General features: G+C 60.7%; 20 protein-coding genes. 15 read left to right on the top strand and 5 right to left on the bottom strand.

Features of this window, described 5'->3' with window-relative positions; translation table 11 throughout:
• The first annotated feature begins 52 nt into the window (after positions 1 to 52).
• The 8 genes from hslO (at position 53) to OEZ71_RS09480 (ending at position 9,125) form a co-directional block, all read left to right on the top strand.
• On the top strand, positions 53 to 1,054 hold the full coding sequence (gene hslO, locus OEZ71_RS09515; protein WP_263739713.1) for an Hsp33 family molecular chaperone HslO: 1,002 nt from the start codon (positions 53 to 55) through the stop codon (positions 1,052 to 1,054).
• Positions 1,047 to 1,643: a CoA pyrophosphatase gene (locus tag OEZ71_RS09510; protein ID WP_263739712.1), complete on the top strand. Its 597-nt coding sequence runs from the start codon at positions 1,047 to 1,049 to the stop codon at positions 1,641 to 1,643. The genes hslO and OEZ71_RS09510 overlap by 8 nt, the downstream gene beginning before the upstream one ends.
• Positions 1,640 to 2,782 (top strand): CCA tRNA nucleotidyltransferase, encoded by a 1,143-nt coding sequence (locus OEZ71_RS09505; RefSeq protein WP_263739711.1) that lies wholly within the window; start codon positions 1,640 to 1,642, stop codon positions 2,780 to 2,782. Before OEZ71_RS09510 ends, OEZ71_RS09505 begins: the two co-directional genes overlap by 4 nt.
• Positions 2,783 to 2,812: 30 nt before the next feature.
• Positions 2,813 to 3,433, top strand: coding sequence for a LysE family translocator (locus OEZ71_RS09500; RefSeq protein WP_263739710.1), 621 nt, complete (start codon positions 2,813 to 2,815; stop codon positions 3,431 to 3,433).
• 208 nt (positions 3,434 to 3,641) lie between these two features.
• On the top strand, positions 3,642 to 5,495 hold the full coding sequence (locus tag OEZ71_RS09495) for an ABC transporter ATP-binding protein (RefSeq protein WP_263739709.1): 1,854 nt from the start codon (positions 3,642 to 3,644) through the stop codon (positions 5,493 to 5,495).
• Positions 5,492 to 7,324 (top strand): ABC transporter ATP-binding protein, encoded by a 1,833-nt coding sequence (locus OEZ71_RS09490; RefSeq protein ID WP_263739708.1) that lies wholly within the window; start codon positions 5,492 to 5,494, stop codon positions 7,322 to 7,324. The genes OEZ71_RS09495 and OEZ71_RS09490 overlap by 4 nt, the downstream gene beginning before the upstream one ends.
• Positions 7,321 to 8,532, top strand: a complete 1,212-nt coding sequence (locus OEZ71_RS09485; RefSeq protein ID WP_263739707.1) for a class I SAM-dependent RNA methyltransferase — start codon at positions 7,321 to 7,323, stop codon at positions 8,530 to 8,532. Before OEZ71_RS09490 ends, OEZ71_RS09485 begins: the two co-directional genes overlap by 4 nt.
• A 116-nt stretch (positions 8,533 to 8,648) precedes the next feature.
• A complete protein-coding gene (locus tag OEZ71_RS09480) occupies positions 8,649 to 9,125 on the top strand; it encodes a L,D-transpeptidase family protein (RefSeq protein ID WP_263739706.1) in 477 nt (158 codons plus the stop codon).
• A 45-nt stretch (positions 9,126 to 9,170) separates the two neighbouring features.
• Here the strand turns inward: OEZ71_RS09480 and dalA are convergent, their stop codons facing one another.
• Positions 9,171 to 9,677, bottom strand: coding sequence for a divisome-associated lipoprotein DalA (dalA, locus tag OEZ71_RS09475; RefSeq protein WP_263739705.1), 507 nt, complete (start codon positions 9,675 to 9,677; stop codon positions 9,171 to 9,173).
• A 225-nt stretch (positions 9,678 to 9,902) separates the two neighbouring features.
• Here dalA and OEZ71_RS09470 point away from each other — a divergent pair, with 225 nt between their 5' ends.
• A complete protein-coding gene (locus OEZ71_RS09470; RefSeq protein WP_263739704.1) occupies positions 9,903 to 10,505 on the top strand; it encodes a L,D-transpeptidase in 603 nt (200 codons plus the stop codon).
• A 144-nt stretch (positions 10,506 to 10,649) separates the two neighbouring features.
• Positions 10,650 to 10,832 carry a hypothetical protein gene (locus OEZ71_RS09465; RefSeq protein ID WP_263739703.1) on the top strand — a complete coding sequence of 61 codons (183 nt, stop codon included), beginning with the start codon at positions 10,650 to 10,652 and terminating at the stop codon, positions 10,830 to 10,832.
• A 69-nt stretch (positions 10,833 to 10,901) separates the two neighbouring features.
• On the opposite strand, the gene hemH is transcribed toward OEZ71_RS09465, so the two are convergent.
• Both hemH and OEZ71_RS09455 read right to left on the bottom strand, forming a co-directional pair.
• A complete protein-coding gene (gene hemH / locus OEZ71_RS09460; protein WP_263739702.1) occupies positions 10,902 to 11,969 on the bottom strand; it encodes a ferrochelatase in 1,068 nt (355 codons plus the stop codon).
• 49 nt (positions 11,970 to 12,018) lie between these two features.
• Positions 12,019 to 12,852, bottom strand: a complete 834-nt coding sequence (locus OEZ71_RS09455) for a methyltransferase domain-containing protein (protein ID WP_263739701.1) — start codon at positions 12,850 to 12,852, stop codon at positions 12,019 to 12,021.
• Between the two features lie 31 nt (positions 12,853 to 12,883).
• On the opposite strand from OEZ71_RS09455, the gene OEZ71_RS09450 reads away from it, so the two are divergent.
• Genes OEZ71_RS09450 through OEZ71_RS09435 form a run of 4 tightly spaced genes read left to right on the top strand, consistent with a single transcriptional unit; the run spans position 12,884 to position 15,171 of the window.
• Complete coding sequence (locus tag OEZ71_RS09450; RefSeq protein ID WP_263739700.1) at positions 12,884 to 13,600, top strand: ComF family protein; 717 nt, start codon at positions 12,884 to 12,886, stop codon at positions 13,598 to 13,600.
• Positions 13,601 to 13,637: 37 nt separating this feature from the next.
• On the top strand, positions 13,638 to 13,895 hold the full coding sequence (gene grxC, locus OEZ71_RS09445) for a glutaredoxin 3 (RefSeq protein ID WP_263739699.1): 258 nt from the start codon (positions 13,638 to 13,640) through the stop codon (positions 13,893 to 13,895).
• A gap of 3 nt (positions 13,896 to 13,898) precedes the next feature.
• Complete coding sequence (locus OEZ71_RS09440; protein ID WP_263739698.1) at positions 13,899 to 14,729, top strand: carbon-nitrogen hydrolase family protein; 831 nt, start codon at positions 13,899 to 13,901, stop codon at positions 14,727 to 14,729.
• Position 14,730: 1 nt separating this feature from the next.
• Complete coding sequence (locus OEZ71_RS09435) at positions 14,731 to 15,171, top strand: MarR family winged helix-turn-helix transcriptional regulator (RefSeq protein WP_263739697.1); 441 nt, start codon at positions 14,731 to 14,733, stop codon at positions 15,169 to 15,171.
• Between the two features lie 2 nt (positions 15,172 to 15,173).
• On the opposite strand, the gene ubiG is transcribed toward OEZ71_RS09435, so the two are convergent.
• Positions 15,174 to 15,917 (bottom strand): bifunctional 2-polyprenyl-6-hydroxyphenol methylase/3-demethylubiquinol 3-O-methyltransferase UbiG, encoded by a 744-nt coding sequence (gene ubiG / locus OEZ71_RS09430; RefSeq protein WP_263739696.1) that lies wholly within the window; start codon positions 15,915 to 15,917, stop codon positions 15,174 to 15,176.
• A 67-nt stretch (positions 15,918 to 15,984) separates the two neighbouring features.
• On the opposite strand from ubiG, the gene pip reads away from it, so the two are divergent.
• Positions 15,985 to 16,953, top strand: a complete 969-nt coding sequence (gene pip / locus OEZ71_RS09425) for a prolyl aminopeptidase (protein WP_263739695.1) — start codon at positions 15,985 to 15,987, stop codon at positions 16,951 to 16,953.
• Positions 16,954 to 16,972: 19 nt separating this feature from the next.
• On the opposite strand, the gene secA is transcribed toward pip, so the two are convergent.
• Positions 16,973 to 19,669 (bottom strand): preprotein translocase subunit SecA, encoded by a 2,697-nt coding sequence (gene secA / locus OEZ71_RS09420; protein ID WP_263739694.1) that lies wholly within the window; start codon positions 19,667 to 19,669, stop codon positions 16,973 to 16,975.
• Between the last annotated feature and the right edge of the window lie 96 nt (positions 19,670 to 19,765).

Below are 19,765 nucleotides of genomic sequence, written 5' to 3'. Positions count from 1 at the left end.
CGTCCCCATATTCAGGCGGTATGGCAGGACGCAAGCCTTGAAGGAATGATGAATGACCAGCCTTTCGCAGATTGCCTGGGACGATACGGTTCTTCCGTTCCAGCTTGATCGCTCCGACATCCGTGGCCGGGTGGCGCGGCTGGACGGGGTGCTGGACCGTATCCTGACGCAGCACAATTACCCGGCTGTGGTGGAGGCGCTGGTGGCCGAGGCGGCCCTGTTGACCGCTCTGATCGGTCAGACTATCAAGCTGCGCTGGAAGCTGTCGCTGCAAATCCGTGGTGACGGCCCCGTCCGCATCATCGCGACGGACTACTATGCCCCGATCAAGGAAGGGGCAGTCGCGCAGATCCGCGCCTGGGCGTCCTACGATTCTGAACGTCTCGATTACGATGGGCCGGGCTTTGATCAGATCGGTCAGGGTTACTTCGCGATCTTACTGGATCAAGGGGCGGGCAACGTCCCCTATCAGGGAATCACGCCCCTGTCGGGTGGATCACTCTCCGCCTGTGCAGAGACGTATTTCGCCCAGTCCGAGCAACTCCCGACCAGCTTCGCGCTGTCTTTCGGTCGTTCGAAGCTGCCTGTTTCAGCCGAACGTTGGCGCGCGGGCGGTGTCATGCTTCAGGCGATGCCCAAGGCCTCTATCCCCGCCGCTTCCGAAGGTGGCAGCGGCGAAGGTGGACTTTTGGCCGCCGAGGATATCCTTGACGGCGAGGAGGGTGAAAACTGGTCTCGCGCCAATCACCTCTTGTCCACTGTCGAGGAGATGGAGTTGATTGGTCCCACTGTCGCACCGACGGACCTTTTGATCAGGTTGTTCCATGAGGAAACTCCACGGGTCTTTGATGCGCAGGCGGTACAGTTCGGCTGCTCCTGTTCGCCCGATAAGGTGCGCGACAGTCTGTCGATCTATTCGGCGAAGGATATCGGCCATATGACCACAGATGAGGGCATTGTCACCGCCGATTGCCAGTTCTGCGGCGCACACTATGAATTCGACCCCGCAACACTGGGCTTTGAGGCCACGAAAGCGCCGGAAGATGATGGATGATCCGCTTACCGCGATCCGGCAGGCGATCTCACGGCCGGGGCGAGAAACCTCGGACTATGACCTCAATCCCGGAACTGTCCTGCCCGAAGGGCGTGTATTAAAACCCGCCGCCGTTCTGGTGCCTCTGATCACCGGCGCGGGCGGCGCGCGGGTGATTCTGACCAAGCGGTCCTCTCGCTTGAAACACCATCCGGGCCAGATCGCTTTTCCCGGCGGCAAGATCGACGACACTGATGCCGGACCGATAGATGCTGCCCTGCGAGAGGCTGAGGAAGAGATCGGCCTGCCGCGTCGGGATGTCGAAATCCTTGGTACCTGGGGTGCGCATGAAACCGTCACCGGCTTCATGGTGACACCGGTTTTCGGCCAGATCAGAGACGGTTTTGCACCAGTTCCTGAAGAAGGTGAGGTGGAAGAGGTCTTCTCGGTTCCGCTTTCCCATGTCACCGATCCCGCCCATTTTTGCATCGAAGGGCGGATCTGGCGCGAGGTTCGACGGCGCTATTATGTCGTGCCGTATGGTCCCTATTACATATGGGGCGCAACCGCGCGTATCCTGCGCGCATTGGCGGACCGGATGGCGGAATGAAGATCACCGATGACTGGATAAGGGTGGAAGGGGTGCAAACAGTGCTGCATCTTCTAACCGATGCCGGGCATCAGGGTCTTCTGGTCGGGGGCTGTGTAAGAAATGCGCTGATCGGCGCGCCCGTCGCCGATATCGACATCGCCACCGATGCGGTGCCTGAACGGGTGATCGAGTTGGCGAAAGCCTTCGGTTTGAAGGTCGTGCCAACGGGGATCGACCACGGCACGGTCACCATTGTCATCAATAGCGAACCGCACGAGGTTACGACCTTTCGCCGCGATGTCGCTACCGATGGCCGCCGTGCGACGGTGGCCTACGCGACCGATATCAGAGAAGACGCGGGACGCCGCGACTTCACGATGAACGCGCTTTATGCCGATGCGGATGGCCGGATCGTCGACCCGCTCAATGGATTGCCCGATCTTCAGGCGCGTCGCGTGCGCTTCGTCGGCGATGCAGATGCCCGTATCCGCGAGGATTACCTGCGCATCCTGCGCTTTTTTCGCTTCCACGCCTGGTATGGCGATCCGGCAGAGGGAATGGATGCCGCTGCGATTGCTGCCTGCGCTGCGAATTCCGCTGGAATAGACGCGCTTTCGCGCGAAAGGATCGGTCATGAGATGCGTCGCCTCCTGGCCGCGCCGGACCCGGCACCTGCCGTTGCCGCGATGCAGGCGACTGGGGTTTTGGCGCGCATCCTGCCGGGGGCCGACGCTAAACCGCTCGCGCTACTGGTCCATCTGGAGGCGCCCTATGCGCCCGATTGGCTACGCCGTCTTGCAGCGCTGGGCGGCGAGGGTCATGCCGATGCTCTGCGCCTGTCGCGGGATGAGGCGCGGCGGTTCGATATTCTACGCCACGAGATTGGCAACTGTGCCGGCGCTGCCGAGCTGGCTTATCGTTACGGCGCCGACCTGGCCCGAGACATCACCTTTCTGCGCGGGGCGATCTTTGAAACGCCTCTGCCGTCCGGATGGGAGAATGCGACCGCGCTGGGCGCTGGGGCAGAATTTCCGTTGCGCGCCGCCGATCTGATGCCCGGCCTGACGGGCCCCCAGCTTGGTGCGCGCTTGAAGCAGTTAGAGGCGCGGTGGATCGCTTCGGGATTCAAATTGTCCCGGGAACAATTGCTCGCTTGAAGTCCGGCCCGGCGGCAAGGCAGGATTACGGTGTCTTTCACACTGGACCGCAAAATGCCTCTGGAAACGCTTCCGGCGCTCACAGCACTTGCCATTGCAACGCTTTTCACGCCGGGCCCGAACAACGCGATGTTGGCCGCATCGGGCGCGAACTTCGGGTTTCGTCGCACTATCCCGCATCTGTTGGGTGTGGCGGCCGGGTTTCCACTGATGCTTTTGATCGTAGGCCTGGTGTTGGGCGGCCTTTTTCAGACCAGTGCTGTCTTGCGTGAAACCCTGCGCTGGGGTGGGGCGGTTCTGCTTCTGTGGATCGCCTGGAAGATCATGAATTCAGGTGGAATAGGGTCGAAAAGAGCGGACGCTAGGCCGATGTATTTTGTCGAAGCTGTGGGTTTTCAATGGATCAACCCCAAGGCCTGGTCGATGGCGGTTGCGGCGACGTCGCAGTTCATTCTGCCTTCGGCACCGGTGATCACGGCAGCCATCGTTGCCGCGATATTCCTTATGCTCGGTCTGGGCTCGGCGGCGACCTGGACCTATGCCGGGCAGGCCATTGCCCGCTGGTTGACCACCGCGAAGCGGTTGAAGGTTTTCAACTTCGTGATGGCTGGTCTTATCGTTCTTTCGATTATCGAAATCCTGCGCCACTAGATTGTACCGATCTGTGACGACCGGCGACCGGTACAATCGGGCGCGTGACAATTCATGCCGTTTGCGCTATCCGAAAGGCGATCCAGATGGAGGGTGCACTATGAGATACGGGATGTTTCGACCGCTCGCCTGAGCCGGACCGAGTCCCGTAGTGGCGGTCCCGCGATGCACCGCCCTTTCCCATATTGCCCGCTGCTGGATTTCCTCCATGTTTCGTTTCTTTGAAAATCTCGTCGATCCTTATGTCTCTTATGAAGAGACGGATGAGCCGCCACGGCGTCTGCTGCCCTTCCTGATGGATTACGCGAAGCCGTTCCGGCGCGTGTTTGTCGCGACTGCAGGTTTCACGACGCTGGTCGCAATGATCGAAATCGCGCTGATCTGGTATGTCGGCCGACTTGTCGATCTGCTGAACAACGGCACGCCTGCCGAAGTATGGGCCGCACACGGGACCGAATTCATTCTGGCAGCGCTTGCGGTTCTTTTGATCCGTCCGCTCTTGGGGGGGATCGACGTGGCGCTTCTGCATAATACCATCCTGCCGAATTTCGGCACTTTGATCCGCTGGCGGTCGCACCGGCATGTGTTGCGCCAGCCAGTCGGTTGGTTTGAAAATGACTTTGCCGGCCGCATCGCCAACCGGATCATGCAGACACCGCCCGCTGCGGGCGACGCCGTGTTCCAGACTTTCGATGCGGTGGCTTTTGCCTTTACGACGCTGATCGGGTCGCTTGCGATCCTTTCGAATGCCGATATCCGGCTGGCCCTGCCTATGCTGGTCTGGATCGGCCTCTATTTTGCTTTGCTGCGCTGGACGGTGAAGCGGGTAGGTCCCGCATCGACGGCTGCTTCGGATGCACGGTCGGCGATCACCGGTCGGGTCGTCGACAGCTACACGAATATCCATTCGGTCAAGATGTTCGCCCATCACGACCGGGAGGTGGCCTATGCCGGAGAAGCGATCGAGACCGCGCGGAAAACCTTCCAGACCGAGATGCGGCTGATTACGAAGATGGATGTCGCACTGACAAATCTGAACGGGTTCCTGATCGTGTCGGTGACGGGGTTGGCGCTGTGGCTCTGGTATCACGGGCAGGCGACGATCGGGCTCGTCGCGGCGGCGACGGCTTTGGTCCTCAGGCTCAACAACATGACCTACTGGATCATGTGGGCGACCTCGAATCTGGTGCAGGCCTTGGGTGTGGTTCGCGAGGGGATGGAGACCATCGCCCAGCCGATTGCTCTCACGGACAGCGCGGATGCAAAGCCGCTGGATTATCAGGCGGGTCGGATCGAGATTCAGGCTCTATCCCACCATTACGGGCGCGGTTCGGGCGGTTTGGCGCGTGTCGATCTGACGGTCGAACCGGGCGAGAAAATCGGGCTTGTGGGACGTTCCGGCTCGGGCAAGACGACGCTGGTCAAGCTGATGCTGCGGTTCTACGACGCCGAAGGTGGGCGCATTCTGATCGACGGTCAGGACATCGCCGGTGTCACGCAGGACAGCCTGCGCCAGATGATCGGGATGGTGCAGCAGGATTCGTCGCTCTTGCACCGCTCCGTCCGCGAAAACATCCTATACGGCCGCCCCGATGCGACCGAGGCAGAGATGGTGGAAGCCGCGAAACGTGCCGAGGCGCATGACTTTATTATGGATTTGACCGACCCCGAGGGCCGCAAGGGTTATGATGCGCAGGTCGGAGAACGCGGCGTGAAACTGTCTGGCGGTCAGCGGCAGCGGGTGGCTTTGGCCCGCGTGATCCTGAAGGACGCGCCGATCCTTGTACTGGATGAGGCGACATCGGCGTTGGACAGCGAGGTCGAGGCGGCGATTCAGGAAACTCTTTACGGCGTGATGGAGGGTAAGACGGTGATCGCTATCGCCCATCGCCTGTCCACCATCGCCCGGATGGACAGGATCGTGGTGCTCGACGATGGCATGATTGCAGAAGAGGGCGATCATGCCGGGCTTCTTGCGATGGGCGGCCTTTACGCCCGCTTCTGGGACAGGCAATCTGGCGGCTTCATTGGTACTGACGACGGGCAGGAGGCGGCGGAATGAAAATGGGCGACATGATCGACGCCTTCCGCCCGGCGGAGGGGCCACCGCCCAGAACGCTGGGACGTTTCCTTCTGTGGTGCCTTTCGGGTGCCTGGGGGCCGCTTATTCTGGCCGCCGCCATCTCCGCCGTTGCGGGAACGATGGAGGTTGTGACTGCTTGGTATCTTGGCGCAGTAGTGGACCTTGCCACCTCCGCCGATGCCATGACGGTCTTTGCCGACCATTGGCAGTTGCTGGTCGGTTTCGTGGTGTTCCTCGTAGTCGCGCGGCCGATCGCATTTGGGCTATCGGCGGCATCCAACTCCATCGTGGTGCAGCCGAACGTATTGCCGTTGGTGCTGTCACGGCTGCATCGCTGGACGATGGGCCAGGCGGTAACTTTCTTTGACAACGACTTTGCCGGGCGGATCGCGCAAAAGCAGATGCAGGCGGCGCGCGCGGTTACCGATGTGGCCAGTGAAACCATCAACACGATAGCCTTCGCGCTCGCTTCACTTGTCGGTTCGGTCCTGTTTCTTCTGACGATCAACTCATGGATGGCGCTGGTACTCGGGGTATGGATTGTGCTTTATCTAGCCTTGATCCGTGCATTTTTGCCACGCGTTCGGGGAAAGTCCGCCGCGCGGGCCGGCGCGCGGGCCATGGTCACGGGTCAGGTCGTAGATACGATCACGAACATCAAAACGGTGAAGCTCTTTGCCCATGCCGACCATGAGGACAAAGCAGCGTTGCGCGCGATGTCCGGGTTTCGAGAGACCGCGCTCGATTTCGGTGTTCTGTCTGCCTGGTTTCGTCTCGCTCTTATGACGGTTGCCGGGGTGCTGCCGGTATTCCTCATCGGCGGCACCCTCTGGCTCTGGTCGATTGGCGTTACCACGGCAGGGGATATCGCCGCCGCGGGCGCAGTTTCGATCCGTATTGCGCAGATGACCGGGTGGGTCAGTTTCACCCTCATGTCGATCTACGCCTCGATCGGTGAGGTTGAAGACGGAATCCGTACCCTGACCCCGCCCCATACATTGACCGACGCGCCGGATGCCGGTCAGCTGCAGCGTATCGCGGGTGAGGTGCGGTTCGAGAATGTAAGCTTTGCATATGGCCGTAAGAAAGGCGGTCTGGACGGGGTGAATCTGACAATCCATCTGGGTGAAAAGATCGGTATCGTCGGGGCTTCCGGTGCGGGCAAGTCGACCTTGGTTGCGCTGCTTCTGCGTCTCTATGATGCAGAAGAGGGGCGGATCCTGGTCGACGAAAACGATGTGCGCGAGGTGACGCAAGAAAGCCTGCGCCGCCAGATCGCGATGGTCACGCAGGAAACCGCGATGTTCAACCGCACGGCACGGGACAACATCCTTTACGGTCGCCCGGATGCGACCGAGGAGGAGATGGTCGCCGCCGCGAAGGCTGCCGAGGCCGATGAATTCATTCACGGGCTTCAGGACCACAAGGGCCGCAAGGGCTATGACGCCTATCTCGGCGAACGGGGCGTGAAGCTTTCGGGCGGCCAGCGCCAGCGCATCGCGCTCGCCCGCGCCTTCCTGAAGGACGCGCCGATTCTGGTTCTGGATGAGGCGACGTCGGCCTTGGACAGCGAGGTTGAGGCGCAGGTGCAGGGCGCGCTTCACCGGGTGATGGAGGGCAAGACCGTGCTGGCCATCGCCCACCGCCTGTCGACGATCGCCGAGATGGACCGGATCGTCGTGCTGGATCAGGGCCGGATCGTCGAGCAAGGCAGCCATGCCGAACTGCTGGCCAAAGGCGGGCTTTATGCCCGCTACTGGGACCGGCAGTCGGGCGGCTTCATCTGCGTCGAAGAGGCTGCCGAGTGAAGCTGACCGTCGAACGGCTCGGCCATCTCGGCGACGGCGTCGCGCCGGGACCCGTCTTCGTGCCGATGGCCCTGCCGGGCGAGGTGGTGGAGGGCGACGTTACGGAGGGCCGCATAGCCGCGCCCAAGATCGTTGAACCGTCGCCCCACCGCGTAAAACCCGTCTGTCCACATTACCGCGCCTGCGGCGGTTGCGCATTGATGCACGCGTCTGATGGTTTTGTCGCGGACTGGAAGGTGGATGTTGTCCGCACCGCCCTAGCTGCTCAGGGGGTCGATGCCCCGTTCCGGCCGGTCATCACCTCGGCCCCGCAGTCGCGCCGCCGCGCCACGTTTTCCGGGAGACGGACGAAGAAAAGCGCGCTTGTCGGCTTTCACGGCCGCGCCTCTGGCACGATTATCGAGGTGCCGGGCTGCCGGCTTTTACATCCTGATCTGATAGCGACCTTGCCGCATCTGGCTGAGGTCACGATGATCGGTGCCTCTCGCAAGGGCGAACTGGCGCTGACGGTGACGCGAACAGAAGGGGGTGCCGATCTTGCGGTTTCAGGTGGAAAACCGCTGGAACAGAGCCTGTTTTCCGACCTCGCGAAGCTTGCCGAACGCGCAGGCCTCGCGCGTCTAACATGGGACGGCGAACCCGTCGCCAACCGTTACCCAGCCGCGCAACGCTTCGGACAAGCCATCGTCGTTCCACCCGCCGGCGCTTTCCTTCAAGCGACGGCGGAAGGCGAGTCCGCACTGGTCGCCGCCGTGCGTGAGGCTGTCGTCGGTTCGAGCCGTATCGCCGATCTATTCGCGGGTTCGGGCACCTTTACCCTGCCACTGGCAGAATGGGCGGAGGTTCATGCGGTTGAGGGCGAGGCGGCCATGCTGGCCGCGCTTGATGCGGGATGGCGGCAGGCTCAGGCGCTGCACAAAGTGACTACCGAAACACGCGACTTGTTCCGTCGCCCGCTGATGCCGGATGAACTGAACCGGTTTGATGCTGCCGTGATAGATCCGCCACGTGCGGGGGGCGAGGCGCAGACGCAAGAACTCGCTGCTTCAAATGTACTGGTTATCGCTGCGGTCTCCTGCAACCCCGTCACGTTCGCCCGTGATGCCCGCATCCTGAATGACGCTGGGTATCGCATCGACTGGGTGCAGGTTGTCGATCAGTTCCGCTGGTCGCCGCATGTCGAGCTTGTCGCCCGGTTTGCACGCTGAGTCACCTTTCTGTAAGCGGAAATCTGCCTACTTCCGGTAGGCCTCCCTTCGGTGTAAAACAAAGAAAACCGGTGAAACGGGCAGGGGCGGCAGGCATGTTCAACCGAAGAACCTTTATGGCACTGACAGCTCTAGCGGGACTGGTGGGCTGCGGCGGGTCGAAGTTTCGAACCTACAACGGCCCTGAAGTCACCCGGCTTGTCCTACTTAAATCCGAACGCAAGCTGCACCTCGTTAACGGGACCAAGGCACTGAAATCCTACAAGGTCGGGCTCGGCGGGAACCCGATTGGCCCGAAGCGGTTCGAGGGCGATCAGAAGACGCCGGAAGGAGCCTATCTCATCGACAGGCAGAACCCCAACAGCAACTATCATCTGTCCATCGGCATCTCGTATCCCAATCAGCGCGACGTGGAATTTGCAGAATCGCAGGGAAAGAAGCCCGGGGGCGACATCTTCATCCATGGTCGTGCGCGGAAGCACAAAGGCCGTGGCAAGGACTGGACTGCAGGTTGCATTGCCGTGAAAGACGGCGAGATGGAAGAGATCTATTCGATGGTCCGCGTCGGCACGCCGATCTACATCTATCCATGAAAAGGGCGGCCACTGGCCGCCAGTTATTCATTTAAAGTCAGTGGATTAGCCGCCGGTCACCAGCGTCCACCAGATTTTGCCACCCGGTTCCTGGTACCATGAGAAACCGACATCGCGCGCCGCGGGGTCGAGAACGACAGCCCGCGTATCCGGCATTTCCATCCAGGCGGACAGCGTCTCGACCTCGGTCTCGTAAGTCTCGGAAATGTTCTCACCCAGCATACGACCGGCGTAACCGGTGCGCTGAACCCGGAGCAGCGGCGAGGACCCGTCGGAACCGAAATGCCAGGGTCGGTTCTGCACGGCCATGTCGCGCGAATGTGTTGCGGCGGCCGCGGTCAGCTGTGCGTTCAGCGTTACCGGCGGTGCACCAGCGGCCGACCGAAGGGCATTGATCCCGTCGACCATAGCGTAAGTGACGCGGCCTTCATCGCTTTTCCGGATCATGTAGGCTTGCGGCAGAGGCTTGCCGTCCGGCCCGAGACGCACGGGTGCGCCGGCGCATCCGGCGAGCGCCACGGCAACAAGAAGAAGGCTGAAAAGACGTATCATTGCAGGTTATCCCCGTTTGTCCGGTCACGTCCTTTACAGGGTCCTGCACGGCTGTTCAAACGCGATCTTGAATTGTCGGCAGGATGTTACACATGGCTCACACCGGCATCCGATCATACGTCACCGTGAATTGAGAATGCGGTGAAAGAAGCATATTGTTTCTTCGATTCCAGAATGTATCGGTGCGGGACGTGCCGGTCGAACATAACAAAAGGTGACCCGAGGATGAGCTCAGACTCCAATCAATTCAGCCGCCGCTCGATACTTGGAGCCGCTGCGGCGCTTGGCGCGACCATGGCTGCGCCTGCCCTGGCGCAGACCGGTGCCAACACCGTCGAACTTGAAGCCGATCTCGGCAACAACATTCGGCGCAATATTTCCAGCTTCCGTTCGCTGCAATGGCAACCCTACTTCGGCAGCTTGAAAAACGGTGCGATTCTGGTCGACACAACATCACGCGCCCTGCATTACTGGTCCGAGGACGAGAGCATCTACAAGCTGTACCCGACCAGCGTGCCGCTAACCGAAGATCTGACCCGGCGTGGCCGTACAGAGGTTGTGCGAAAGGTTGTCGGCCCTGAATGGCGTCCGACACCGGCTATGAAACTGCGTAACCCTGAATGGCCCGATTATGTCGGCCCGGGCCCGGATAACCCGCTTGGAACGCACGCATTATACCTGTCTTGGCAGTACTACCGGATCCACGGTACCCACGACACGCGGAAGATCGGTCGCCGTTCGTCGAACGGTTGTGTCGGGTTGTATAATGAGCACATTTCCGAATTGTTTTCCTTCGCTCAAGTCGGCACGCAAGTGTTGCTTATTTGACGAATTGACGGAAAGCTTGAATTCTCCAGCAGGTCTCAGGTTGCAAATTCCGAACCTAGTGCGTTAGTGGATGATACGAGGTGATCACTGTATGCTGCGGCGAACCTCACGAATAATTCGCCGCGGTTAAAATGGAGAATGTACATGAAAAAGCTCGCGCTTGCTGCTGTTCTTTCGCTTTCCACCACCACCGCTTTCGCCGGTGGCATGGCTGAGCCGGTCATGGAGCCGGAGCCGGTTGTTGAAGAGGCGTCGTCCTCGTCCTCCGCTGGCGTTGTCGTCGCGGTTCTCGCGCTTCTGCTGATCGCTGCTGCTGCCAGCAACTGATCCGTCGCAAAGTCGACATGCAAAAAGGCGGTGGCTCTCCACCGCCTTTTTCATTTTCGGCCCGTTTGTTTAGCCAGTCCAGCCTGCAAGGTTATCGTTCAGTACGGCCATAAGCGCCACGATATGGGCGTCGTCGTCGTTCAGGCAGGGGATATAGGTGAAGCTTTCGCCACCGGCATGTTCAAACGCCTCTCGAATTTCGCCCTGAATTTCTTCCAGCGTTTCGATGCAATCGGCCGAAAATGCCGGTGAGATAACGGCGATACGCTTCTTGCCCGCTTTGGCGAGTTCGGCGACATGTTCGACCGTATAGGGTCGCAGCCATTCCTCGGGGCCAAAGACCGACTGGAACGTTGTGTCGATCGTATCCGCCCCCCAGCTCAATCGCTCGCGCAAGAGCCGCGAGGTTTTCTGGCACTGGCAATGGTAGGGATCACCCTCCATCAGGTAGCGTTTCGGCATCCCGTGGTAGGAAGCGACCAGAACGTCCGGTTTCTGATCGAGTGTGGCATAAACCCGCTCAACCGACTGCGCGAGCGCCTCGATATAGAGCGGGTGGTCGAAGTATTCGGGCACGATACGGACGGCAGGCTGACGCTTCTCCTTCATCAGTGCACGAAAGAACTGATCGTTGGCCGTGGCCGAGGTGGCGCCGGCATATTGCGGGTAAAGCGGCAGGAAGACGATCTTTTCGCAACCCGCATCGACCATGCGCCGCACTACGCTTTCGGTCGATGGATTTCCATAACGCATGCAGAACTCGACCATCACATTGGGGCCGTATCGCCCGACCACGGCAGCGCGCAGCTTTTCGACCTGCGCCTTGGTGATTGTCATCAACGGGCTTTCACCTTTGTCGTGGTTCCAGATCGACTTGTAATTCGCGCCGGAACTGAATGGCCGTTTCGACAGAATGATCAGCTGCAACAGCGGCTGCCATTTCCAAGACGGATAGTCGATGACGCGTTTGTCCGACAGGAACTCGCTCAGATAGCGTCGCATTGGCCAATAGCTGTAATCGTCCGGCGTGCCGAGATTGGCCACCAGTACACCGATGCGCGCCTGTGCGATCGGAGGATGATCCGCCGGGGCATGGGCAAGGCGGCCGTCTCCGGGGCGGTCTAGCTGGTCTTTCATGGATTCCCCTTCCTGTCCAAGGACCGAGATAGACAGAAATCAGCGCGCGTCAATCTTTCCCGGGGTCGAGAGGCGTTTCGGTCGCACCCAGCGCGTCAGCCAGTCGTTGCGCGGCTGATCCAGGGCGGAGCGGTTTTTGCTGGCTTTCATCGGGTGCCCAGCCGGTCAGAAAGATCAGCTCGAACGTCGCAGCTATGCGGCCTTCTGGCACGGAATAGCTTTCTGCGTAGATACGGGCGGCTTCCGGGAACAGGGCGCGCGGCGTGATCCGGCGGCTTCGGGAATGAAGAGCATTGCCCTCACCCATCGCCCTCAGATCGGTGATCAGGTGAAAGGCAGTCGCATAGGTCACGGTCTTTTTTGCGGCATCGGCCACGGGCAGGGCAAAGCCCGCGCGTTGCAACAGCGCGCCAAGATCGCGTATTTCCCCCATGGGCAGCACCCGCGGCGACAGGCCACCGGTCAGGCGGCTTTCGGCCTCGGCCAAGCAGGCGCGCAGTTCGGCAAGGGTCTGGCCCCCGAACAAGGCGCACAGAAACAACCCGTCGGGTTTCAGCGCGCGGCGGCATTGCACCAGTTGCCCTACCGGGTCATTCGCCCAGTGCAGGGCCAGGCCATGCACGATCAGGTCATGTGCACCCGGTTCCAGCGCCAGAGTTTCAGCGTCTTCAACGAACCGCGCGGCAGGCAGAATCTCCATCCACGGTCCGGGAAATCCGGTGACGACGGCGGGCGCCGTAAACCGTTTGTTAACCTCGCCTAGTCTTTCCTCAATCTCAGCCGCGCATTCCGCGTGCAGAAACAATTCCGCCCCCTGCCTCACGGCGCGCATACGGTTGCGGGTCAGGGCCGTGCGGTCAGTGAGTTTGGGCGGATGCGTCATGATCGGCGAAACTAGGCTGCTTCGAAGAGGAATGCAAAGCGTGCTTGGCACGCTCTTCCCCCCGCAATGCATCAATTGCGGCGAGCCAGCCACCGAGGATTTTGGCCTCTGCGGACCCTGCTGGCGGGACACGCCTTTTATCGGTGGTCTGGTTTGCGATCAATGCGGTATGCCGCTGCCGGGTGAAGATGAGGGCAGGCCGGAATATTGTGACGATTGTCTGATGCTTGCCCGACCATGGGAGAGGGGTCGGGCGGCACTTCTCTACAAGGATAACGGACGCAAGCTGGTGCTGGCGTTGAAACACGGCGACCGGCTAGACCTTGTCCGGCCCGCGAGTGCATGGCTTTTGCGTGCGGCGGCACCGATCCTGAAGCAGGACATGCTGGTGGTCCCCGTGCCGCTACATTGGACTCGTCTTTTCCGACGCCGCTACAACCAATCGGCCCTTCTGTCGCACGCGATCGCAAAAGCCGCGAGGTTCGATCATTGTCCCGACCTCCTTATCCGTCGTCGGAAAACCGCATCTCAGGATGGGCGCAACCGTGACGAAAGGTTCGCCAATGTCTCTGGCGCGATGCGCATGCATCCGCGTCGCGCAGGTCGGGTCATGGGGCGTGATGTGCTGCTGGTCGACGACGTGATGACCTCGGGCGCGACACTTTCAGCGGCGGCTGATGCCTGTCTGGCAGGGGGTGCGAACACGGTTTCGACGCTGGTGCTGGCGCGCGTTGCGAAGGATGCCTAAATCCCTATAGTCACCACGACTTGAGGAACAGGTATCAATGCCACGTATTGAGATTTACAGCACCCCGTGGTGCCCATTCTGTATCGCCGCCAAGCGACTTCTGGACCGAAAGGGCGTGGCCTATGAAGATACCGACGTTTCGGGCAATGCCCAGCTTCGGCAGGAAATGATGCAGCGCGCAAATGGCCGGTACACCGTGCCGCAGATTTTCATCGACGGCGTGCATGTTGGCGGCTGCGATGATCTTCACGCGCTCGACCGTGCGGGCAAGCTTGACCCGATGCTGGCGGCCTGACACATGCGGGCCGCTCTCCTCCAGCTTTCAGTAACGGACGATCCGCAGGCGAACCTGCCGGTGACTCTGTCACTCCTGCGGGAGGCGGCGACGAAGGGCGCGGACCTCGTGCTGACACCCGAGGTCACGAACTGCCTGTCCTCTGACCGGGCGCATCAGCGTGCGGTACTGCGACATGAGCAGGATGATCCTACCCTGTCAGCCCTCCGGGAAGAGGCCGAGCGGCTTGGAATCTGGTTGCTTGCCGGGTCACTGGCGCTGTTAACGCATGATGCGGATGGACGCTTTGCCAACAGATCCTTCCTGATCCGTCCCGATGGCGGTATCGCGGCACGATATGACAAGATCCACATGTTCGACGTGACAGTGTCCGAGACCGAGCAATATCGTGAATCGACGGGGTATAGGCCGGGCAACCGGGCGGTCCTGGCTGATACACCATTCGGGGCTATCGGTCTGACCGTCTGCTATGACCTTCGCTTTCCGAATCTCTACCGACGCTTGGCCAAAGCCGGGGCGAAGATTCTGACTGTGCCCGCCGCTTTCAACGACACGACGGGCGCGGCGCACTGGGAACCGCTCCTGCGCGCGCGGGCAATTGAATGCGGGGCATTCGTTCTGGCACCCGCCCAGACGGGCACCCATGCCGCCCATGCAGGTCGGCCGCGACGGACCTACGGGCATTCGCTGGTCGTCTCGCCCTGGGGCGAGGTTCTTGCCGATGGTGGCACCGAAACGGGAATTTTGCTTGTCGATTTGGACCTTGACGCCGTAGACAAGGCGCGGAGCCAGGTTCCCTCGCTCCTCCATGACTGCGACTTCGAAGGGCCCTGATATGGCCGCTGACAATGATCCCCTGGCCGTCGCCCTCTTTTCCGAGGTCTTCATGGCCGACCAGCTCGCCCGCAACCAGATCAGCCGGGCGCTGCCTAAGGGAATGGAAATCAGCCACTTTTCGGTCCTGAACCATCTGGCGCATGTCAACGACGAACGCTCACCGGCGCAGCTGGCAGACGCGTTTCACGTCACGCGTGGGGCGATGACCAACACGCTCAGCAAGCTGGAATGGGCAGGCCATGTCCATATTCGTCCCGACTGGGACGATGCGCGGCGGAAGTTCGTCTCGATCAGCCCGGCAGGGCGCTCAGCGCGCGATGCCGCGCTTGCCGCCATCACGCCGGTTGTCGGTGAAGTGGTGCGCGCCGTTGGCGCGGACAAGATCAGGGCGGCCCTGCCGATCCTGAGGGAGCTGCGCCTCCGGCTCGGCGCGGAATAGGATCAGCGACGGATGCTCGCGGTCACGTAGTTTACGGAAAGATCGCGGTCCGAGATCGACCATTGCCAACTGACCGGATTGAATGCGAAACCCTTCTTGTCGAGCGGCGCCAGTCCTGCGCCTTCAAGATGAGCATACAACTCGTCCGGCGTGATGAATTTGGCCCAGTCATGCGTACCCTTCGGCAGCCAGCGCATCACCCATTCAGCGCCAACGATGGCGGCAATGAAACTTTTGGCGTTACGGTTGATGGTCGAGGCGATCATTAACCCGCCGGGCTTCAGAAGGTCCTGGCAGGTCGCGATAAAACTTGCGGGGTCAGCCACATGTTCAACGATCTCCATGGCAAGCACGATGTCAAAAGCTTCTCCGCCCACGACTAAGGCCTCGGCGGTGGTGTGACGGTAGTCGATATTCAGCCCCTGCTCCTCTGCGTGGATCTGCGCCACCGGGATGTTGCGCGCCGCCGCGTCCGCGCCGACGACATCAGCACCAAGCCGCGCCATTGGTTCCGACAGAAGCCCGCCACCACAACCGATATCGAGAAGCCTGAGGCCTGCGAAAGGTTTTGGCCCTGTCAGGTCGCGACCAAACTCGGCGGCGATCTGCCGGGTGATGTAGTCGAGCCGGACCGGATTCATCATATGCAGTGGCTTGAACTTTCCCTGCGGGTCCCACCATTCCGCCGCCATTGCCTCGAATTTCGCGACTTCGGCAGGATCGACCGTGCTGGTTTCGGGCGCCATTTTTCCTCTCCGGCAGTTCATATTCCACCCATGGCGGGCGGGGCGTTTCCCGGTATATAGTCAATCCATGGACCGGATCGCAGGGCAAAAGCGCACAGGCACCTTTCTTTATCCGCAGGTCGAACCCTTCGATCAGCGGTTTCTGGACGTGGGCGACGGCCACCGCATCTATGTCGAGCAATGCGGCCATCCTTCGGGCCAACCCGTCATCGTTCTGCACGGTGGCCCCGGGGGCGGCTGCTCACCGGCGATGCGGCGCTATTTCGATCCATCGACCTACCGCGTGATCCTCTTTGATCAGCGCGGCTGCGGACGTTCGCGGCCCCATGCAAGCGTTGAGGCCAACACGACCTGGCATCTGGTGGCCGATATCGAGCGTATCCGGAACGAACTGGGCATCGAGAACTGGATTGTCTTCGGCGGAAGCTGGGGCGCGACGCTCGCGCTGATCTATGCACAGACCCATCCCGAACGCGCCCGTCATCTGGTTCTGCGCGGCGTCTTTCTGATGACGGAAGGGGAACTGGCTTGGTTCTACGGCGGTGGTGCCGGGGCGTTCTACCCGGACCGTTGGCAGGATTTCGCCCGCCATATCCCCGCTTCCGAACAGGGCGACATGATCGCCGCCTATCACAGCCGACTTTTTTGCGAGGACATGGCTACCGAAATCCGATTTGCTCGTGCCTGGACCGGTTGGGAAAACGCCCTTGCGAGCGTTGACCATGACGGCGTTGCAGGCGAAGCCCCCGGCGACTATGCCCGTGCCTTTGCGCGGCTGGAAAACCACTATTTCCTTAATCGCGGATTTCTGGAGGTCGACGGCCAGATCCTGCGTGACCTTCACCGGCTTAAAGACGTGCCAGCGACGATCGTTCAGGGCCGCTACGACATGATCTGTCCACCGGTGTCGGCATGGATGCTGGCCCAGCACTGGAAGCGGTCTGAACTGCGGATGATCCCCGCCGCCGGTCACGCTCTGTCGGAACCCGGCATATCGACCGAACTCATCCGCGTCATGGACGGTCTGCGGGCCTGAGCGGCCCGCGAGGAGGCTGTCAGGCAAGCCGTCCGTGGCAATGCTTGAACTTGTTTCCCGAGCCGCAGGGACAGGGATCGTTGCGCCCCGGATTGCCCCAGGTTGATGGGTCGGCCTCATCAAATCCCGGAGCTGGTTGCGACGCCGCGCTCTCGCGCTCTTCGCTTGCTTCCGGCGCTTTCCCGGTGGTCCGTTGCTGCTCCATCTGTGCAAGCAGAGCGCGCTGTTCCTCTTCGGACATTGGCCGGACATGGGCTAGTTTCTGAGTCACGTCCTCGCGCAGCCCGTCCAACAGGTTTTCAAAAAGCGCAAAGGCTTCGGACTTATACTCGTTCAGCGGGTCGCGCTGGGCGTATCCCCGGAATCCGACGACCGAGCGCAGATGTTCCAGCGTGATCAGGTGTTCGCGCCATTTTGTATCGATAGTCTGCAGCAGGAACTGCTTTTCGATCTGGCGCATCGTATCGGGCCCGAAGGCGGCCGTCTTTTCGGCCATGAGGTCGTCCGAGGCTTTGTAAAGGCGCTCCCGCATCTCGTCCTGATCGACACCGTCTTCCTTGGCCCAGTCGATGACTGGCAGATCCAGCGTCAGCTTCTCCATAATCGTGGCGTAGAGGCCTTCGGAGTTCCACTGTTCGGCGTAGGATTTCGGTGGAAGGTATTCGTCCACCAGATCGTCGATGACCTGATGGCGCATATCCTGCGCAATCTCCTCGATGTCGTCTGCCTGCATGATCTCCAGCCGCTGGCCGAAGATCACCTTGCGCTGATCGTTCATAACATCGTCGAACTTCAGGATCTGCTTACGCATATCGAAGTTGCGGCCTTCGACCTTGGCCTGCGCGCGTTCCAGCGATTTGTTCACCCAAGGATGGATGATCGCCTCGCCCTCGCCCATGCCCAGTTTCGACAGAACGGCATCCAGCTTTTCGGACCCGAAAATCCGCATCAGGTCGTCTTCCAGCGACAGGTAGAACGAGGACCGCCCCGGGTCGCCCTGACGGCCAGACCGGCCGCGCAGCTGGTTGTCGATGCGGCGGCTTTCGTGGCGTTCGGTGGCCAGAACGAACAACCCGCCCGCTTCCTTGACCGCATCTTCATCGGCCTTGTGCGCCTCCTCGATCCGCGCACGCACTTCGTCGGGATGGGCTTCGGGGTCAGCGGCGATGGCCTCCATCACCTTGAATTCGACATTGCCGCCCAGCTTGATGTCGGTCCCGCGTCCGGCCATGTTTGTGGCAATCGTCACAGCGCCAAGCTTGCCGGCCTCGGCGACGATCATCGCCTCTTGCTCGTGCTGGCGTGCGTTTAGGACGTTGTGCTTGATGCCTTCTTTTTTCAGCATCTCGCTCAGGAGTTCCGATTTCTCAATCGACGTCGTGCCGACGAGAACCGGTTGGCCCTTTTCATTGGCCTTCCGGATGCGTTTGATGATCGCCTCGTATTTCTCGCGCTGGGTGCGATAGACCTGATCGTGGTCGTCTTTCCGGGCGATGGGCTTGTTTGTGGGCACTTCGACCACGCCCAGCCCGTAGATGTCGGCGAATTCCTCGGCTTCGGTTGCCGCCGTGCCGGTCATCCCGGCAAGTTTGTCGTATAGGCGGAAGTAGTTCTGGAACGTGACGGAGGCGAGCGTCACGTTTTCCGGCTGGATCGACACGCCCTCCTTGGCTTCGATGGCCTGATGCAACCCGTCAGACAGTCGTCGTCCCGGCATCATCCGGCCGGTAAACTCGTCGATCAGGACGACCTCGCCATTGCGGACGATATAGTGCTGGTCCTTCTTGAACATCTTGTGGGCTCGAAGCGCCTGGTTCACATGGTGGACGATCGTCGTCGACTCCGGATCGTAAAGCGTCTGGCCTTCGGGCAGCAGGCCTGCGGCAGACAGCCGCTGTTCAAGAAAATCGTTGCCAGCTTCCGAGAAGGTCGCGTTGCGCTGTTTTTCGTCGAGCTTGTAGTGCTCTTCGGTCAGTTCCGGGATGAACTTGTCGAGCGTTATGTAAAGCTCCGACCGGTCCTGACTTGGTCCCGAGATGATCAGAGGCGTCCGCGCTTCGTCGATGAGGATAGAGTCCACCTCGTCGACGATGGCGAAGTTGTGCCCGCGCTGCATCATCTCCTCGACGGTCGCGCGCATGTTGTCACGCAGATAGTCAAAGCCAAGTTCGTTGTTCGTGGCATAGGTGATATCCGCCTTGTAGGCGGTGCGCTTTTCCTCGGCATCCTGGAACGGATAGACGACACCCGTGGTCATGCCGAGCTGGGAATACACTTTGCCCATCCATTCCGCGTCACGTTTGGCCAGATAGTCGTTGACCGTGACGATATGCACGCCCTTGCCCGACAGCGCGTTCAGGTAAGCCGGAAAGGTCGCGACGAGGGTCTTGCCCTCGCCCGTCTTCATCTCCGAGATATTGCCCTGATGCAGGAAGATGCCGCCCATAAGCTGCACGTCGAAGGCCCGGAGACCCAGCGCCCGCTTCGCCCCTTCGCGGCAGTTCGCGAAGGCCTCAACCAGGACGCTGTCAAGACTCTCGCCCTGCTGTACCCGGTTCGCGAGTTCTTCCGTCTTCTTCTTGATCTCCTCATCCGAAAACTTTTCGTATTCCGGTTCGAGGGCGTTGATCTTTTCCACCAGCGGGCGGACCGATTTGACCTTGCGGTCGTTCGGCGTGCCGAAGACCTTCTTGGCGATAGTTCCGAGGCCCAGCATGTTTTCTCCGCTCGGGTTCGACTGAATTCGCTCCGGTGAAACGCGGTCTTGCCGCCATCTCTCGCTACGCCTAGAACGGCGGCGAACAAAGGCGCG

Source organism: Albidovulum litorale (assembly GCF_025751495.1).
GTDB lineage: Bacteria > Pseudomonadota > Alphaproteobacteria > Rhodobacterales > Rhodobacteraceae > Albidovulum > Albidovulum litorale.
This window is presented reverse-complemented; position numbering and strand designations above follow the sequence as displayed.

Coding starts and splice junctions, on each gene's coding strand:
- OEZ71_RS09470 (WP_263739704.1), top strand. CDS start 9,903: ATGAGCTCAGACTCCAATCAATTCAGCCGCCGCTCGATACTTGGAGCC.
- OEZ71_RS09490 (WP_263739708.1), top strand. CDS start 5,492: ATGAAAATGGGCGACATGATCGACGCCTTCCGCCCGGCGGAGGGGCCA.
- hslO (WP_263739713.1), top strand. CDS start 53: ATGACCAGCCTTTCGCAGATTGCCTGGGACGATACGGTTCTTCCGTTC.
- OEZ71_RS09505 (WP_263739711.1), top strand. CDS start 1,640: ATGAAGATCACCGATGACTGGATAAGGGTGGAAGGGGTGCAAACAGTG.
- OEZ71_RS09510 (WP_263739712.1), top strand. CDS start 1,047: ATGGATGATCCGCTTACCGCGATCCGGCAGGCGATCTCACGGCCGGGG.
- OEZ71_RS09455 (WP_263739701.1), bottom strand. CDS start 12,852: ATGACGCATCCGCCCAAACTCACTGACCGCACGGCCCTGACCCGCAAC.
- hemH (WP_263739702.1), bottom strand. CDS start 11,969: ATGAAAGACCAGCTAGACCGCCCCGGAGACGGCCGCCTTGCCCATGCC.
- OEZ71_RS09440 (WP_263739698.1), top strand. CDS start 13,899: ATGCGGGCCGCTCTCCTCCAGCTTTCAGTAACGGACGATCCGCAGGCG.
- ubiG (WP_263739696.1), bottom strand. CDS start 15,917: ATGGCGCCCGAAACCAGCACGGTCGATCCTGCCGAAGTCGCGAAATTC.
- grxC (WP_263739699.1), top strand. CDS start 13,638: ATGCCACGTATTGAGATTTACAGCACCCCGTGGTGCCCATTCTGTATC.
- OEZ71_RS09450 (WP_263739700.1), top strand. CDS start 12,884: ATGCAAAGCGTGCTTGGCACGCTCTTCCCCCCGCAATGCATCAATTGC.
- dalA (WP_263739705.1), bottom strand. CDS start 9,677: ATGATACGTCTTTTCAGCCTTCTTCTTGTTGCCGTGGCGCTCGCCGGA.
- pip (WP_263739695.1), top strand. CDS start 15,985: ATGGACCGGATCGCAGGGCAAAAGCGCACAGGCACCTTTCTTTATCCG.
- OEZ71_RS09465 (WP_263739703.1), top strand. CDS start 10,650: ATGAAAAAGCTCGCGCTTGCTGCTGTTCTTTCGCTTTCCACCACCACC.
- OEZ71_RS09480 (WP_263739706.1), top strand. CDS start 8,649: ATGGCACTGACAGCTCTAGCGGGACTGGTGGGCTGCGGCGGGTCGAAG.
- OEZ71_RS09495 (WP_263739709.1), top strand. CDS start 3,642: ATGTTTCGTTTCTTTGAAAATCTCGTCGATCCTTATGTCTCTTATGAA.
- OEZ71_RS09435 (WP_263739697.1), top strand. CDS start 14,731: ATGGCCGCTGACAATGATCCCCTGGCCGTCGCCCTCTTTTCCGAGGTC.
- secA (WP_263739694.1), bottom strand. CDS start 19,669: ATGCTGGGCCTCGGAACTATCGCCAAGAAGGTCTTCGGCACGCCGAAC.